The sequence below is a fragment of the Enterococcus florum genome (genome assembly GCF_004309355.1).
GTDB classification, from domain to species: Bacteria; Bacillota; Bacilli; order Lactobacillales; family Enterococcaceae; genus Enterococcus_A; species Enterococcus_A florum.
This window is the reverse complement of record NZ_BJCC01000006.1, coordinates 84,178-99,952: the sequence shown is the minus strand read 5'-3', so window position 1 is coordinate 99,952 and position 15,775 is coordinate 84,178. Positions and strand designations below refer to the sequence as shown.

18 protein-coding genes and 1 riboswitch are annotated in these 15,775 nt (G+C 41.6%); of the genes, 2 read left to right on the top strand and 16 right to left on the bottom strand.

The window, feature by feature from the left end; all coding sequences use genetic code 11:
- Positions 1-12 precede the first annotated feature (12 nt).
- Positions 13-897: a YitT family protein gene (locus tag NRIC_RS03350; RefSeq protein WP_146621291.1), complete on the top strand. Its 885-nt coding sequence runs from the start codon at positions 13-15 to the stop codon at positions 895-897.
- A gap of 56 nt (positions 898-953) precedes the next feature.
- Here NRIC_RS03350 and NRIC_RS03345 read toward each other — a convergent pair whose 3' ends face one another.
- From NRIC_RS03345 to NRIC_RS03300, 10 genes are all read right to left on the bottom strand, one after another.
- Complete coding sequence (locus NRIC_RS03345; RefSeq protein WP_146621290.1) at positions 954-1,514, bottom strand: YpiB family protein; 561 nt, start codon at positions 1,512-1,514, stop codon at positions 954-956.
- Between the two features lie 4 nt (positions 1,515-1,518).
- On the bottom strand, positions 1,519-2,775 hold the full coding sequence (locus NRIC_RS03340) for a tetratricopeptide repeat protein (protein ID WP_146621289.1): 1,257 nt from the start codon (positions 2,773-2,775) through the stop codon (positions 1,519-1,521).
- Entirely contained in the window at positions 2,776-3,828 is a 1,053-nt protein-coding gene (locus NRIC_RS03335) for a hypothetical protein (RefSeq protein ID WP_146621288.1), read from the bottom strand.
- A gap of 157 nt (positions 3,829-3,985) precedes the next feature.
- Complete coding sequence (gene hbs / locus NRIC_RS03330) at positions 3,986-4,261, bottom strand: non-specific DNA-binding protein Hbs (protein ID WP_010744623.1); 276 nt, start codon at positions 4,259-4,261, stop codon at positions 3,986-3,988.
- A gap of 226 nt (positions 4,262-4,487) precedes the next feature.
- Entirely contained in the window at positions 4,488-5,798 is a 1,311-nt protein-coding gene (gene der / locus NRIC_RS03325; protein ID WP_146621287.1) for a ribosome biogenesis GTPase Der, read from the bottom strand.
- Between the two features lie 188 nt (positions 5,799-5,986).
- On the bottom strand, positions 5,987-7,207 hold the full coding sequence (gene rpsA, locus NRIC_RS03320; RefSeq protein ID WP_146621286.1) for a 30S ribosomal protein S1: 1,221 nt from the start codon (positions 7,205-7,207) through the stop codon (positions 5,987-5,989).
- A 145-nt stretch (positions 7,208-7,352) separates the two neighbouring features.
- Complete coding sequence (cmk, locus tag NRIC_RS03315) at positions 7,353-8,024, bottom strand: (d)CMP kinase (protein ID WP_146621285.1); 672 nt, start codon at positions 8,022-8,024, stop codon at positions 7,353-7,355.
- Between the two features lie 70 nt (positions 8,025-8,094).
- Entirely contained in the window at positions 8,095-8,673 is a 579-nt protein-coding gene (locus tag NRIC_RS03310; protein ID WP_146621284.1) for an SAG1386/EF1546 family surface-associated protein, read from the bottom strand.
- Between the two features lie 76 nt (positions 8,674-8,749).
- Entirely contained in the window at positions 8,750-10,123 is a 1,374-nt protein-coding gene (locus tag NRIC_RS03305; protein WP_146621283.1) for a RecQ family ATP-dependent DNA helicase, read from the bottom strand.
- Positions 10,120-11,106: a helix-turn-helix domain-containing protein gene (locus NRIC_RS03300; protein WP_146621282.1), complete on the bottom strand. Its 987-nt coding sequence runs from the start codon at positions 11,104-11,106 to the stop codon at positions 10,120-10,122. The genes NRIC_RS03305 and NRIC_RS03300 overlap by 4 nt, the downstream gene beginning before the upstream one ends.
- Before the next feature lie 27 nt (positions 11,107-11,133).
- Between NRIC_RS03300 and NRIC_RS03295 the strand changes: the two genes are divergently transcribed.
- Positions 11,134-11,349: a ferredoxin gene (locus NRIC_RS03295; protein WP_146621281.1), complete on the top strand. Its 216-nt coding sequence runs from the start codon at positions 11,134-11,136 to the stop codon at positions 11,347-11,349.
- Between the two features lie 76 nt (positions 11,350-11,425).
- Here the strand turns inward: NRIC_RS03295 and NRIC_RS03290 are convergent, their stop codons facing one another.
- The 6 genes from NRIC_RS03290 to xerD form a co-directional block, all read right to left on the bottom strand.
- On the bottom strand, positions 11,426-12,022 hold the full coding sequence (locus NRIC_RS03290; RefSeq protein WP_146621280.1) for an ECF transporter S component: 597 nt from the start codon (positions 12,020-12,022) through the stop codon (positions 11,426-11,428).
- 200 nt (positions 12,023-12,222) lie between these two features.
- A riboswitch (FMN riboswitch) is annotated at positions 12,223-12,341 on the bottom strand.
- Positions 12,342-12,410: 69 nt separating this feature from the next.
- The gene (locus tag NRIC_RS03285) at positions 12,411-13,127 is read right to left on the bottom strand and encodes a pseudouridine synthase (protein WP_146621279.1); all 717 of its coding nucleotides are present in this window, start codon (positions 13,125-13,127) and stop codon (positions 12,411-12,413) included.
- The gene (scpB, locus tag NRIC_RS03280; RefSeq protein WP_146621278.1) at positions 13,127-13,708 is read right to left on the bottom strand and encodes an SMC-Scp complex subunit ScpB; all 582 of its coding nucleotides are present in this window, start codon (positions 13,706-13,708) and stop codon (positions 13,127-13,129) included. Before scpB ends, NRIC_RS03285 begins: the two co-directional genes overlap by 1 nt.
- Positions 13,705-14,451, bottom strand: a complete 747-nt coding sequence (locus NRIC_RS03275; protein ID WP_146621277.1) for a segregation/condensation protein A — start codon at positions 14,449-14,451, stop codon at positions 13,705-13,707. The genes scpB and NRIC_RS03275 overlap by 4 nt, the downstream gene beginning before the upstream one ends.
- Entirely contained in the window at positions 14,452-14,823 is a 372-nt protein-coding gene (locus NRIC_RS03270) for a GNAT family N-acetyltransferase (protein WP_146621276.1), read from the bottom strand.
- Between the two features lie 15 nt (positions 14,824-14,838).
- Positions 14,839-15,729, bottom strand: coding sequence for a site-specific tyrosine recombinase XerD (gene xerD / locus NRIC_RS03265; protein ID WP_146621275.1), 891 nt, complete (start codon positions 15,727-15,729; stop codon positions 14,839-14,841).
- Positions 15,730-15,775 lie beyond the last annotated feature (46 nt).

Here is a 15,775-nt window from a genome sequence, read left to right as displayed (position 1 = left end):
AAGGAGGGGCTTATGGAAACGACAACAACACGAATAAAAGAGGTTTTTTTTATTGTCTTGGGAACGGCGATCTACGCATTTGGCCTCGTGTATTTAAATATCGCCAATCATTTAGCTGAGGGCGGAGTGACAGGGATTACGTTGATTTTTCGTGCCTTGTTTGGCATCGATCCTGCTTATTCTACACTGATCATCAACATACCATTGATTTTGATCGGAGGCAGAGTCCTGGGGAAGCGTTCATTTTATTACACCATTTTAGGAACAGTCAGTTTGTCTGTCTTTCTCTGGATTTGGCAGCGTGTTCCCCTTGAGATCAATTTGGACCATGACTTATTTATTGTGTCGATCCTAGCAGGATTGTTTGCCGGTTTTGGGAGTGGGGTTGTCTACCGTTATGGCGGTACGACGGGCGGTGCAGATGTGATCGCGCGTATTTTGGAGCAAAAAAAGGGATTAACGATGGGAAAATCGCTGCTGGTTTTTGATGCGATCGTATTGCTTTGTTCCCTAACGTATTTAGATTTGAAACGGATGATGTACACCCTGATCGTTTCCTTTGTTTTCAGCAAGGTTGTAGATGTCTTGTCTTCAGGGGGATACACAGCCAAAGGAGTCATGATCATTTCAAATCAAAACGAAGCAATTGCTCAGCTGCTGATGGAACACTTAGAACGCGGAGTAACGTATATGCACGGAGAAGGCGGTTTTTCTTCAGAACTTAAAAAAATCGTCTATATCATCGTTGCACCCCAGGAATTAAATGAAGTTAAAAAAATTGTCCATCATATGGACGAGAAAGCCTTCATTTCCATCACTAATGTTCACGATGTTATGGGTGAAGGCTTCACCTACCTTAAACCACAGCGAAAAAGATATTTTCTTAAGCGAAGTTAGAAAAAAAAGAGGAGAGCAGAGACTTCATTCAGTTCGAAGTCAGCTGCTTTCCTCTTTTATTTCATTAATTCGTCTTCACAAATTGACATTTTTAACCGATTGATCTCATCAGAAAGCTGTAAAAAGGCTTCGCGATCGCCTTCTTCAAGCGCTCGGTCGATTTGATGGTTCAGCAACCTCATTTTGGCTTCCTTTTCTTCTCGTTCCATATAATTCTCTACTTCTTGAATAATTTCTTCACTGACAGAATCGTTCCATGAAATCTCCGGATTGTCTTCTAGTACAGACAAATATTGTTCATTGTGCCAAGAATTTGGAAAAATACATTCTAAATACAGCGGCTGTTGCCAATGTAAGCGAATTTCATGGAAAATTTGATCACTATTCGTAAATGCTTGATTTTGAATATGAAGGACCATGGGTTCTGTTTCATGAGTAATGTCATGAATTACTAACCCTCGTTTTGTTAGATCAGCATTTTCAACGATATGCACATTGTTTAAGATCGTTTCATGATTAATCAAATAATTCAAAATCCAAATAACTTCACGACGACGAAAAGAAACATGGTTGATCAACCAAACGAGAAAACTTCTTTTTTCAGCTACATCAATCATACGATCACCTCTCTGTTGAATCGTCCAAAAGTGACAACACCTCTAAATCTCCGGGTTCCAGTTCTAAGTATTGAGTCAAGACTTGTTTTGACAGAGGAATTTTGCCATCCTCTCTTAAGAAGATTCCATATTCTTTCAAAAAATCGGGTTCATGATTCAAGGCCTCATATGCCTCTTGGTAATAGGTTCCAGCAAGCTCGAATTCTTCCATTGCATTATAAGCCTGTGCCAAATTCCAAGCGGCATAAGGATTGTCATCCTCTTCCATTTTCCCGATCATTTCGATCGCTTTTTCAGGTTCATCCTCGTTCAGATAAAGATTACTTAAGGTTAACAGTGTCTCATCGGTTTTTTCTCCCGTTTCTAACGCTTGTTCCAATAATTCCTCTGCCTTCTTACGGTCATGCAGGCGATAAGCAATTTCAGAAGCAAGATGAAGCAATTCGACCTGAAAAGGATTCTCTTTGATTCCTTGTTCTGCTGTCTCAAAAGCCTCCTCTAATTGTTCTTCCTCCTTCAGGGATTCTGCCAAAATAAAGTAGGCACTTTGATAATTTGGCTCAAGAGCGATCAATTCCTGCAAATACATAATCGCTCGTTGATAATCATGCAATTGATAATAAGTGAAGCCGACTTGAAAGAGTCGATCAGAAGTATGGTCTTCTTCTAAGGCACTTTCTAAAAACGGCAGGGCCTCTTCAAAGCCCCCCATCATGCTGTAAGCACTGCCGATTCGCTCATCCAGCAACACGCCTGCAACTTCCTCCAGCCCTTGTTTTTTCAACTGACCATATTCATTGATAGCTTCACCAAGTTGATTGTTTGAAAAATGAAGCTCTGCTAAAGCAAACAGAATCAATGGTTCATCCGGTGCCAAGGATTTGGCTTGGATCAACTTGGCTTCGCTGACCTCCGGAATACCTAATACCTGGTATAAGTCGGCAATGATCAACAAGCTCTCCAGATAATTTTCACTTGCCGGAGTGATTTTTTCTAGATACTCAAATGCTTGGTCGATCTCATCATCCTCGATCGCAATCTCGGCTAAAAATAGATAGAAGGAATCCTCTTCTGGAAAGATCGTTAACAAGTGCAGGTAAACTCGCTTTGCCTCCTCTAAAAAACCAATCACTTGCAATTCTTGAGCGAGACTTGCCAACATCTCTGGAGCGTCCTTTTGCAATGCTTGCTCCAGCATTAGGTTGGCTTCCGTCAATTCTTCATTTTGAAGTGCAGCTAACATTCTTTCACTATATGTCATTTAATTTCCTCTAATCTCATCTAATAATTGTTGATAATACTTAAACGTCTCAATTAGCTCTGTTTCTGTTGGAACGCGTTGTCCACCCGTTACACCAATCTCGTTTAGCTGATCCATAGGAATTTCCTTCGCTAAAGAAATTACTTGCTGCCCATATTCCCCTAAAGAGATCTGTTCCGGCAAAACCAAAGGATACCCTAAACTCATCAACCATATCATAAAGTTTTTAAAATTGAAATCTAGATCACTCGCCTTGATATTCCAACACAGCTCCAGCAGCAAACCGAACATGTTCTTCATACTATTGGAAAGCAAATGCCCATTCTCCGTTTGAAAAAAGGCTCGCTCAAAGCTTTTTCCAAAACGTGATATCGTCCCAGCCTCTGTCTGGTAATAATGGATTAGTGATTCAATAAACGCAGAAAACGAGCGCTGCATCAACAGTTGACGATTAGGAAAACTCGTATACAAGGTTTGTAGGAACGCATGCTCGCAAACGATTCCGCAACGAATGAAGCTTAACAAATCAACCATTTTCCCAGTCGTTTGCTGGTCAGCCAAGGTGTGGTCAAATAAGATGTATTCTGCATTTTCTTTGACTCGCAGCACAGGGTCCATTGATTCCAGCAAAAAAATCTGATTATCAAAGGACAAACTCTGGGCAAAAGAGCGAATAGAAACAGGAATCAGCCATAATCGACTATTCAAATTAGAGACATGGTGTAAAAAAGAGGTCAGCTCGATCACACCCTCATTGCCGATCCCGATAAAAAGAATCTCTTCCTGCTTAGGAAATCGTTTAATAAAATGAACGAACTCTTTAAAATTTCCCATGTCATTGCAATAACGATGATTGGTCGTGATAAACCAATCCTGTCTACTGGAATCGGGTATGTATTGAGCCAATTTATCGGCATATAAGTCATAATAACGCTGATTGCCGCAAATTAAAATCTGACGATTTGAAAGGTCTTCTTGACGCATCATGGTTGCCACGGTCTCCCCGTAAATTACAGAGGTTCTCTGCTGATCCTTTTGATAACTGACTTCCATTCTCTCACCACCCTTTTTTACTCTCTAGTATTATTATATTTCATTTAGTTGAAACATACTAGAAATTTAGGATCGCAATAAGCCTAAAAAGACGCGCTCGATATTCTTTTTTTTAAAAAAAAAGAACCCTTGCTAGACAAGGGCTCCTATGCTGGTCTTATTTGACAGCATCTTTTAATGCTTTACCTGGTTTGAACGCAGGTACTTTGCTTGCAGGGATTTCGATTTCTTCTCCAGTTTGTGGGTTGCGTCCTTTACGAGCCGCACGTTCACGAACTTCAAAGTTACCAAAACCGATCAACTGAACTTTTTCACCTTCAGCTAAAGCATCTTGGATTGTTGAAAAAACAGCATCAACAGCTGCTGTTGCATCTTTCTTAGTTAAATCGGTAGCTGCTGCAACTTTTTCGATCAATTCCGCTTTGTTTGCCATGAATGAATTCACCTCCCAAGAAATGAGTCTGATGTAAATACATCATTCTAGTCGCTGAGTGGTCCAGCTTCTAGAAAAAAATATTGATTTGGTCAATATTCTGATATAACGATAGCATAAGAACCTTGTGATAGCAAGGTTTTTACCATTTTATGACACAAAATTCATGCATTTTCACTGGTTGAAAAAAAACATTTGTCACAAGCCGCATAATATGATAAAATGCCTATTTTCTTCGACGAGGAATGATTTTGATCGGCGTTCCCTCAAACTCGAAGGCTTTGCGTATTTGGTTCTCTAAAAACCGAGAATAGGAGAAATGCATCAATTCTTCTTCATTGACAAATACTACGAAGGTCGGGGGCTTAACTGCAACTTGCGTCGCGTAAAAAATCTTTAATCGTTTTCCCTTATCCGTAGGTGTCGGATTGATCGCCACAGCATCCATAATAATTTCATTCAACACAGAGGATGGAATACGCATATTTTGATTCATGCTGACACCCTCAATTAATTCCGGTAGCTTATTCAATCGTTGTTTCGTCAATGCAGATACGAAAATGATCGGTGCATAATCAAGATAAGCAAACTCTTCACGGATTTCTTCTTCGAATTTTTTCATCGTGTTGGTATCCTTTTTGACAAGATCCCACTTGTTGACGACGATAATGATCCCTCTGCCTGCTTCATGCGCGTAACCAGCGATGCGTTTGTCTTGTTCACGAATGCCTTCTTCACCGTTCAAGATGACCAGTACAACATCAGAACGATCAATGGCTCGCATCGCTCGCATCACACTGTATTTTTCGGTGTTTTCGTAAACTTTGCCGCGTTTTCGCATACCCGCGGTATCAATCATGGTAAATTCTTGGCCGTTTTCACTTGTAAAGTGCGTGTCAATGGCATCACGCGTCGTTCCTTCAATGTCAGAAACGATCACTCGGTCTTCCCCTAAAATCGCATTGATCAATGAAGATTTTCCGACGTTTGGACGACCGATCAAACTAAATTTAATCGTTTCATCCTCTTCATTTTCTTCTTCATCTGGAAAATGCTTCACGGCTTCATCTAATACATCGCCGAGACCCAGACCATGACTTCCCGAAACCGGGTAAGGATCGCCTAGTCCTAATGAATAAAACTCATAGACCTCACTGCGCATTTCTGGATTGTCTACTTTGTTGACCATTAAGATGACTGGCTTTTTGCTGCGGTATAAAATTTTCGCTACCGCCTCATCAGCGTCTGTTACTCCTTCACGCCCACTAGTAATAAATAAAATCACATCGGCTTCATCGATTGCAATTTGCGCTTGCTGCTTGATTTGTTCCATAAAGGGTTCATCCCCAATATCGATTCCACCAGTGTCAATGATGGAAAACTCATGAGTCAACCATTCCCCTTTGGCATAGATGCGATCTCTTGTTACGCCGGGGGTATCCTCGACGATCGAAATGCGTTCGCCAGCGATCCGGTTAAAGATCGTTGATTTTCCGACATTCGGACGCCCTACGATGGCTATTGTTGGATTTGACATTTGTTTGCTCCTTGTTGAATTCATATATTCGTTCTTAGCAAGCGTTGGATCAACGCTCGAACAGTTCTCCTTATCGAACGGACAATTCTCCTTAGTTTAACGAAAGAACTCCCTTCTTGCAAGAAGGGAGTAAAATATTTTGACTTTCTAAAGAAAAAGACGCGCCGCAGCACGTCTTTGTACTTTCTTTATTCAGATTCCTCGTCAGAGTTATCATTCAAAGCGTCCCCTAGAATATCTCCCATCGTAAATCCAGTACTTTCCTCTGGCATTTCGTAAGATTCTTCAACCGGTTCTTCTTTTTCTTCCTCAGGTTTTTCTTCCAACGCTTTGATCGAAAGAGCCACACGATGATCGTCTGGGTGTACCTCAAGAACTTTAACCTGAATCACATCGCCTTCATGCAATACTTCATGCGGCGTAGCAATATGCTTGTGTGAGATTTGAGAAATGTGCACAAGTCCTTCTACCCCTGGGAAAATCTCAACGAACGCACCAAAACTGGTCAAGCGTTTCACAGTACCTTCTAAAACAGTACCAGGTGCTGCTTTGTCTTCAATATCAGACCATGGTCCAGGCAGGTTGGCTTTGATAGACAACGAAATGCGTTCTTTTCCAGGATCAACGGATAGTACGACAACTTCTACCTCATCCCCAACAGACAATACATCTGCCGGCTTGCCAACATGACTGTGAGAAATTTCGGACACGTGAACGAGGCCATCAATACCGCCAAGATCAATAAATGCTCCAAAATCAGTTAGACGCGCTACCTGACCTTTGATCACGTCGCCTTCATGAAGTTCTCCTAAGATTTCTTGTTTCTTTTCTGCCTTTTCTGCCTCTACAACAGCTTTGTGAGAAAGAATCAGGCGATTTTCAGAAGGTTCGATCTCAATAATCTTAAAAGCCAATGTTTTTCCAACATATGTCGAAAAATCATCTACAAAATGGTCATCGATCATTGAAGCAGGTACGAAACCACGTACGCCTACATCAACTACTAAACCACCCTTCACACTGCTGGTAACAGGGGCTTCAATAATCTTGTTCGCTTCATAATCCTTCTCGATATCTTCCCAAACCTTCTTCGCATCCAGGCGACGTTTGGAAAGTAAATAACTTCCATTTTCTTTGTCTTTCCCGATCGATGAAATGACAACTAAATCAAGGACATCGCCAACCTTCACTTCTTCACTAATATCCTCGACGGGTAACGTAGAAAGCTCTTTTGCAGGAACAACCCCCTCAACTCCCGCACCTTCAATACCAACGATGACTTGTTTATCTTCTAAAGCAAGCACCTCGCCTTTGACGATATCGCCGACTTGAACCTCTTGTACGCTTTCCATTGCTGCTTCCATGGAAACATTTTCGTTATCCATTTGGTTTTGCTCTAACTCTGTCATGACGTTTGTCCTCCTAACCAACAATTCATACGTAAATACACTACATCCCCTATTTTAGAATATTCCTTAAAAAAAATAAAGCGATTTCTCCGCTTTTTATCAAAAAGAACGAGAAATTCGCCTTATTTTTTTTAAAACCCGTAAATCAACACCCTTTTTGGTGGATAATGTCCTTGATTTCCGATACGACTGCCTCGATCGTCATTCCAGTCGTATCGATTCGGATCGCATCGTCAGCTTGAAGTAATGGAGACACCTCCCGATGAGAATCCAGATAATCCCGCTGAGCAATTGCCGTTTGAATGCTTTCAAGATCACTTTCGATGCCTCTTTCAAGGTTCTCCTTGTGCCTGCGTTCTGCACGCTCTTGAACACTTGCCACTAGAAAGATTTTAACTTCGGCTTTAGGCAGCACGACAGTACCAATATCTCTGCCATCCATTACCACCCCTCCAGAGCTTGCGATCCGTCTTTGCGCTTCAACCAGCTCTTCACGAACCTTCCTGTGGGCGGAAACTTCTGACACAGCAGCCGTTACATCCGCCTGTCTTATTGCTTGAGTGATATCCTCTCCTTCGACAAAAACCAGCTGACCTTCCTTGGTCTGCTTAAAAGAGATCGGGTAACGTCTAATCAATTCAGTCAGTTGGTCTTCATCAGAAAACTCGATTTTATGCTGAATTGCTAGATAAGTGACAGTGCGGTACATTGCACCTGTATCGACATAAACAAAATTGAACGCGTTCGCTAATATTTTTGCGACGGTGCTTTTGCCTGATGAGGCTGGACCATCGATGGCAATTGAAAACTTATTCATGAAATCTTCCTTTCAAACAATAAGCCGTAATCTTTGGAAAGATTACGGCTTGAATCTCACAATAGATTCTTTACTTAATTCTTAACTGTTGTCCAGGATTAATTGCTGGTGAAAAAGTTCCACCTTGAATCGTTATCCCGTTCAATCGAGCTATCTCCTCAACTGGAACTCCGGTACGTTGCGAGATTTGTTGAAGTCCATCACCTGCTTGTACGGTGGCAAATTGTTCATTGCCGGTTGCTTCATCAGCAGAAGACTCAGGTTCAGAAGGTGTTGTTTGCTCTGGCTGTGCTTGTGAGGGAGCCGACTCTACTGGAGCCTCGCTGCTCTCGCTTGATTCAACTGTACTTGATTCTTCAGTGCTGGACTCAGATGACTCGACACTAGAAGATTCAGACGTCACTTGCGTCGTACTCGCCGGTGTTGCCGCTGGTTGACCAGTATCTCTTGTGACCAAGAAGTAGGCACCGGTCGGGATCGATATCAATAATAAAAGCAAGATAACTAAAATCGTTAAAAAGCGTGTATTCCCACCTTTATTTTGTTGTTGCCGAGATTGACGAGAGCTAGAGTCTTCGGTCTCATTCTCATAAATATGTTGATCCCAAGGTTCATTGTTCTCTTCTTGATTACGATCTCTTCTACTCAATTTACTCTACCTCCTAATTGCTATCGCAAAATATTATACCATAGGTCAAAAAAAAGTGGCTTAATTTTCAAATCTTTCACTTGATTTTAACCAATTTTTTTAAAATACTTTGCCAGGAAGCAACTTCCTGCTCTTTTTGAATTTGAGTATAATCTTCAATCAATTCAGCATGGTCTAAATCACAACAGACCTGCGGCTTGCGGATCAACTGTTGATCAAAATAATGAATTAGGAATTCTCTGCGGCAATTTTCAGTCTGGATATAAGCCAGCATGCTTTTAAGCTGATTGTGCTTCGTTTTTTCTTTTCGTTCCAGTAACTGCAGTAATTCATCTGAACGATCCGCAAAAAAATGCTGCCATTTTTGGACTAAAGGTTCTTGAATTGCTTCCTTCTGCTTTGTTTGAAAAAGTCGTTTAGCTTCTGCAGTTTGATTTTGAAGAAAATAATGGATCTTTTCGTCTCCCTCGTTATATAAAAGGATCGCCTGACTGGTTTTGCCATCTCTTCCAGCTCGGCCGATTTCTTGGAGATAATCTTCAGGAGAGGCAGGCAAATCGTAATGAATTACAAATCGAATGTCTTCTTTATTGATGCCCATCCCAAAGGCATTGGTGGCAATCAGCAGCCGCAGCTTCCCTGTTAAAAATTGTTGCTGAAGCATGCGCCGTTCCTGTCCTGTCAAACCACCATGATAGTAAGCGACAGATTCCGACTGTTTAATTGCATGGTAAATTCTCTCTACTTGTTTGCGAGTAGCACAGTAGATGATTCCGGCACCAGACAAAGAGCTGACAAGAGCGTTTAATTGCTGCATTTTTTCACCTTGACGGACAAATAAGCGAATGTTCGGACGATCCACAGGGTGAATTACTTCTTTGACGGATCGCTGAAACAAAAGATGCTGAATATCTCCACGGACCGCTTGAGTAGCTGTGGCAGTTAAGGCTAAAACAGGTGAGATGTTCAGCTGCTGGATACCTTCAGCCAGTTTCAAATATTCTGGACGAAAATCTACCCCCCATTGAGAAATACAATGGGCCTCATCAACAACCAAAAATGCGACCTTTAGTTGTTTTAGTGCCGTTTGTACCGGCTCCGCCAAAAACATTTCTGGACTCATGAACACAAATTTATAGGATGCTAAATGTCGCAGTACAAACTGTTTTTCACCCTTAGACAATAAACTATTTAAGGCAATGCCGCGCTTTTCCCCATTCAGAGAAAGCTGGGTCACCTGATCCTCCATTAATGAGATCAAAGGAGAAATAATGAGGACGGTTCCTTCCATTAAATAGCCAGCGAGTTGATAACATAGCGTCTTCCCCGTTCCAGTCGGCAGCATCCCAAAAACCGATTCCCCTTCAAGGATTGGTGCAATGATTTCTTTTTGTCCCGGACGAAAACTCGTATACCCAAAATAGTGATGCAATGCTTTTTCTAGATTCATTTGCGCAGCTCCTTCAACGAATGGATTTGAGAAAGACGAAATACAACGTAGGGTAGTTCAGCATGCGCTTTATGCGACAGTTGAACTACCTGTGTTTCACCCGAAAAAAAGATCAGTTCAAATCGATCGAAAGGGAACTTCTCGTCTAATAAGGCCCATTCAATCAAATGATCATTGATCGTCCCCTCTTTCAGCTTTCTTTTTTCCATGATTTGTTCAAAGGTGTTGCCCGCTAAAAATAAATCTTGGGTTCTCAACATGCTTTGATTATAATTCACTTGATCTAAAGGCTTTAGCAACCGAAATAAGTTCGGTTGGTGCGGTATCTCACTCAAAAATCGATCAACTGCATTTTTACTATATAATTCTCGCCAAGGGGAATCCTGCCACTTCTCAGGAATTATTTGAAAAGGCACACGCCCATCTAAATCCTTTCCACTAAATTGATTTGCTAAAAAATCAGACTGTTCCTGAGGCAATTTGGCTAAAAGATGCTCCAACTCCTCGATCAACTCACGAAAAAGAGCGGAGGAAGAGTTCGCCAGCCAGTTTTTTACATGGTTTAAATAAAACGGACGAGATTCAATCGGCAAATAGTTTTTTTCGTGATAAGAAAGATGACTGACCACCTGGAGTGCCAATAATGTCATTTGCCAGCAAGCCGCTCGCCCACGCCCGAAACGCAACCCGTTGATCCACTCTAATGAAGGCCGTTCTCCTTCCTCGAGATAATTCTTTCCTTTAGTCGTAAGTTGTCCAAATCCGTCTGTCTCAAGAATCAATCCAGCTTTGTTCAATCTTTGGATGACTGAATAAAACTGAGTCTCAGTAAGTTCTGGAAGGGCTCCAAAATACCCAAGATTCTGGAAAAAGAAACCATGCAGCTGCACCGAGCTGGTTCTTTTTCCGACAAGTAGATGATATAGTGTAGAGATTCTCAACTTGTGTCCTGTATGAAATAACGATAGAATAAATAATGTCATGCTAAAATTCTCCTAGAAGGTGATTTTGTGAAATGTGAAATTCTACCAGAACAATGTATTGCATGTGGGTTGTGCCAAACAATCGCTCCCAGTTTTTTTGACTATACCGATGAGGGGATTGTTGTATTCGTTGGAGAAGCAAAAGCCATGCAGGAGTTTGTTCCAGTCTCTGAAGAAGAGCACGTTCTTGCGGCTACACGTCGATGCCCCACTCGTGCAATTCTTTTACACGATTCACTATAACATATGCAAAAGAAAAAAAGGCGGACTGTTTTTCCTGAAGTTTTTCGATCAGGAAAAATAATCCACCTTTTTTGAGTTAAATCGAGGAATGGCTATGTTTCACCAAACTCTTCTTGCTCAGCCAAGGGAGCAATTTGGCATGCAGTACAAGGAAAACGGCACTTACTGTTACTCCTTTAAGGATGTTAAAAGGAACGATACCGATTAAGACATACCTTCCTAACCCCATTCCCAGCATTTGCCCTGCGGACAGTCCAAATGCCTTTAAGTACAACGGGGTGATTACGAAATAATTCGCAACACTCATAAAGAGTGTCATCGCTAGGATTCCCAATGCACTGCCAACTACTTTTTTCTTCATATTGTCTTTTCTAAACAAGTAAAACATTGGTAAAGTGAACATGCTAGTAGCTAAAAAGCTGGCTGCATCTCCAATGAGGTGATCCAATGAAAATCCCGTCATCGTCAAGTGAAGCAGTGAACGCATAAACGCCGTTGCCAACCCGACAAATGGACCAAAAACGAACATGTTGATCAATACAGGGATATCACTAAAGTCTAAGGTCAAAAAAGGAAACATCGGCAAGATCGGAAACGCAATAAACTGCAAGATCAAGCCCATAGCTGCTGCGACAGCCACAGCTGTCATTTTTTGTAATTTCAAGTTCTTCATTAAGAAAATCCTCCTATTCGGAATCATCTTCACAGGATTATTCAAGCGGCTATGATGTGTTGCGAAATGCTGGATTTTCTATTCGTTCGGCTTTGACCGATCATTGATTTAAAAATCTTCCATCTGCACTCAAAATCGCAAAAAAACTCTATGCTTCATAAAGAGCATAGAGTTACTTAAATACATGCGTACTCAAATAAGCCTATCTTCTTTATCCAGACTGTACTGTCGGTCTCGGAATCACACCGAGTCAGCTGCTTGCGCAGTTCGTGGACTATCACCACCGGTCGGGATTTTCACCCTGCCCCTGAAGACGAACCTTAAATTATTTTTTTATCTATAAAAACTATAACAAGTTTACTATCAAAAAACAAGTAACTGCACCTACTTATTTTGCTTGATGCAACAAACTGTTGATTTCACGGGAATTTAAACTGCGATACTCTCCTGGGCGCAGGCCTTGAAGCGTCAAATCACCATAAGTCTCTCTTTTCAATTTCTGAACAGGCAGTCCGACTGCTTTCAACATATTCTTGACCTGATGATTTCTTCCTTCATGAATAGTCAACTGTACGATACTCGTCTCTGTTTTCTTGTCCGTTGATAAGATATCATAACGAGCTGGAGCGGTTTTTTTGCCGTCGAGCATGATTCCCTTTGTTAATGGATACAAATTCTTTTTGTCCGCTAAGCCTTTTACCTTTGCTACATATACTTTGTCCACCTGATGCTTAGGATGAGCCAAACGCTGAGAAAAATCTCCATCATTCGTCAGCAGTAAAATGCCTGAAGTATCATAGTCAAGACGACCTACAGGATAGATTCTTTCTGAAACTCCTGGAAAGTAATCAGTGACTACTTTTCGATTTTTATCATCGGTAACGGCAGAAATGACGCCGCGCGGTTTATAAAACAAGTAATAGACAGGCTCCTCTTGAAAAATTGGCAGACCGTCTACTTCGACAACATCCTTTTTGCTGACCTTTGTCCCTAACTCTCGTATTGCCTCACCATTGACTTTTACACGGCCTTCCGTAATCAGTGTTTCAGCTTTTCTTCTTGAAGCAATTCCAGCGTGGGCAATCACCTTTTGCAGTCTTTCCATTAAATGTCATCCTCTTCCTTGAATCGGTCGTAAAAAAGATCCAGTTGTTCCTCGTCTTCGGCCAAATCTTCTTCCATCTGTTGAACATCTGGTAATTCGTTTAAATCCCTTAATCCAAAATAATCCATAAAATACGTTGTCGTGCCATACAAAATAGCTCGTCCCGGACCTTCCACGCGTCCTTTTTCTTCAATCAGCTGTCTAGAGACCAGGGTTTGAACTGCTCCGCTAGACTGGACACCTCTTAATTCATCGACTTCTCCGCGCGTGATTGGTTGTTTATAAGCAATGATCGACAACGTTTCAAGTGCCGCCTGGCTCAGCCGATTGGCCAAAGGGGAACGAGCGAATTCTTTTAGTAAAGGTGCATATTTTTTTTTGGTCGTCAGCACAAAATGATTGCCAACCTCTAAGATCGTCAGCGCTGAAGCCTCATCCACGGTATATTTTTCTTTTAGATTCGCCATTTCATGATAGATCTCTGCAGTTGATCGCTGGATCGCAAAGGACAGTTCCTCCAGCTCGATCCCTTCTTCTCCTACCACGAAAAGCAATGCTTCGATTTGACTCATTAAACTCATATCAGTGCTCCCTTAAATATAACAATAGGGGCATATGTTTCTTCTTGTTGGACCACTGCCGCCCCTTTTTTCATCAACTCCAGCAGGGCCATAAATGTAGTTATCAATTCCTCTTTCGTGTACTGCGTAAACAGACTATCCAAAGAAATGCCTTCTCCAGCAGATAATCGATCCAATTGTAAATTTAATTCGGCGACCTTGTCTTCGATCGATACTGTTTCACCTGCGACGGTCGTTTCAATCGGCTGACTCTTTTTCTGCCGTTGCAGCACATCATGTAAAGCTAAAAATAAATCGATCGTGTTAACCTGATTAGCTGGCAGTGGAGGCAGCTTTTCTTCATATTCAGCTAAATTCATCGGTTCTTTTGTAAAGTACAAACTACGCTCTGCTTCTTTCTCAGACAAAAGAGAAGCGGCATATTTGTATTTGCGATACTCCAATAACTGTTGGACTAAGGCATCTCGTGGGTCTTCGCCTTCTTCCTCCTCATAATCATATACCAGTTCGGGTTTCGGCAGAAGCATCTGGCTCTTGATCGACATCAGTGTTGCGGCCATGACTAAATACTCTCCAGCTACCTCGAGTTCCAAAGTTTTCATTGCGTGGATAAAGTCCATGTACTGCTCAGTTACTTTCGCAATCGGGATATCGTAAATATCGATCTCTAATTGCTGGATCAAATGTAAAAGAAGATCCAGCGGACCTTCAAAGACATCTAATTTCAAATTGATTGCTTCCATTTATTCTATTCCCCTGCTCCTTTTCCACTTATCCAAAAATGCAGCTGTTGCTCTGGTTCCAATGATTCGATGATCTGGATGTGCCTGCTGCAATTGATCCATCATCTCATAGCCTAATCTTTCGCCTCGATAGGAAGGGTTTAAACAAATATCGTGCAGCACTAGTTCTTGTGCATCATCGAGACTGATTCCAATCAAGCCCTGTACATTTTTAGAAGATCCGTCACAGTAAAAACAATACAACTGATACTTTTCATCTTCTTCATAGGTGTCGATCTCTTTCAAAAGATGGCGGTGTTCGTGAAGGTTTTTATGAAAACTTAAAAGTCCCATGGCAATTTTCCGTTGGTTTTTTCTATAAAGAGTAATCATCGCTAACTCCTCCAATCAAGCTCTCGGGAAAAATTCTTTGTACACGTCGGTCATTCGTCGTTTTGTAATATGAGTGTAGATCTGTGTCGTTGATATATCAGCATGCCCCAGAAGTTCTTGAACCGTCCGCAAATCAGCCCCGTTTTCAAGTAAATGCGTCGCAAAACTGTGTCGCAAGGTATGGGGGGTAACATCCTTTTTGATGCCGGCCTTCAACACGATTTGTTTTAGATTTTTCCAAATTCCTTGCCTCGAAAGGCCCCGACCATGATTGTTGACAAAGAGATGTGTTTCGCGAGGAGTTTTTGCAGTCAACAAAGGCCGTGCTTCGGAAAGATAACGCTGCAGCCAGTGAATCGCATAATCGCCTAATGGAACGATTCGTTCTTTCTCTCCTTTGCCAAGTGTTTGCAAAAGTCCCATCTCTAAATGGATGTCTCCTAATTTTAAACCAATCAATTCACTGACTCGAAGACCAGTCGCATACATCACCTCTAAAATCGCTCGGTCCCTGATTCCTAGTGTTGTACTAGTATCCGGTGTGGCAATCAATGCTTCAACTTCTGTCAACGAAAGCGTCTGCGGTAATTTCTGGGCCTTTTTTGGACTATCGATGTGCTGCATGGGGTCGTGATCCGTAAATCGCTCTTGTCTTAAAAATTGGTGGAAACGGCGCAAACTGGAGATCATTCGAGTAATCGTCGTTGCAGCCTTGCCGTCTTCAGTTAACTTAGTCAAAAAGGCGATAACCAAATACCGATCAACTTCCTGCCAGTTTTTCAAATTATTTTCTTTCAAAAAAGAAAGGTATTGATTCAAATCGCGTTCATAACTGATTCGTGTGTTCACGGATAACCCGCGCTCAATCGTTAAATAATGCAGGTATTCGCTGATTTGTTCCTCCATCTCTTCACCACTTTCGCCTTATCATACCAAAAAGTCCCTTGATTGG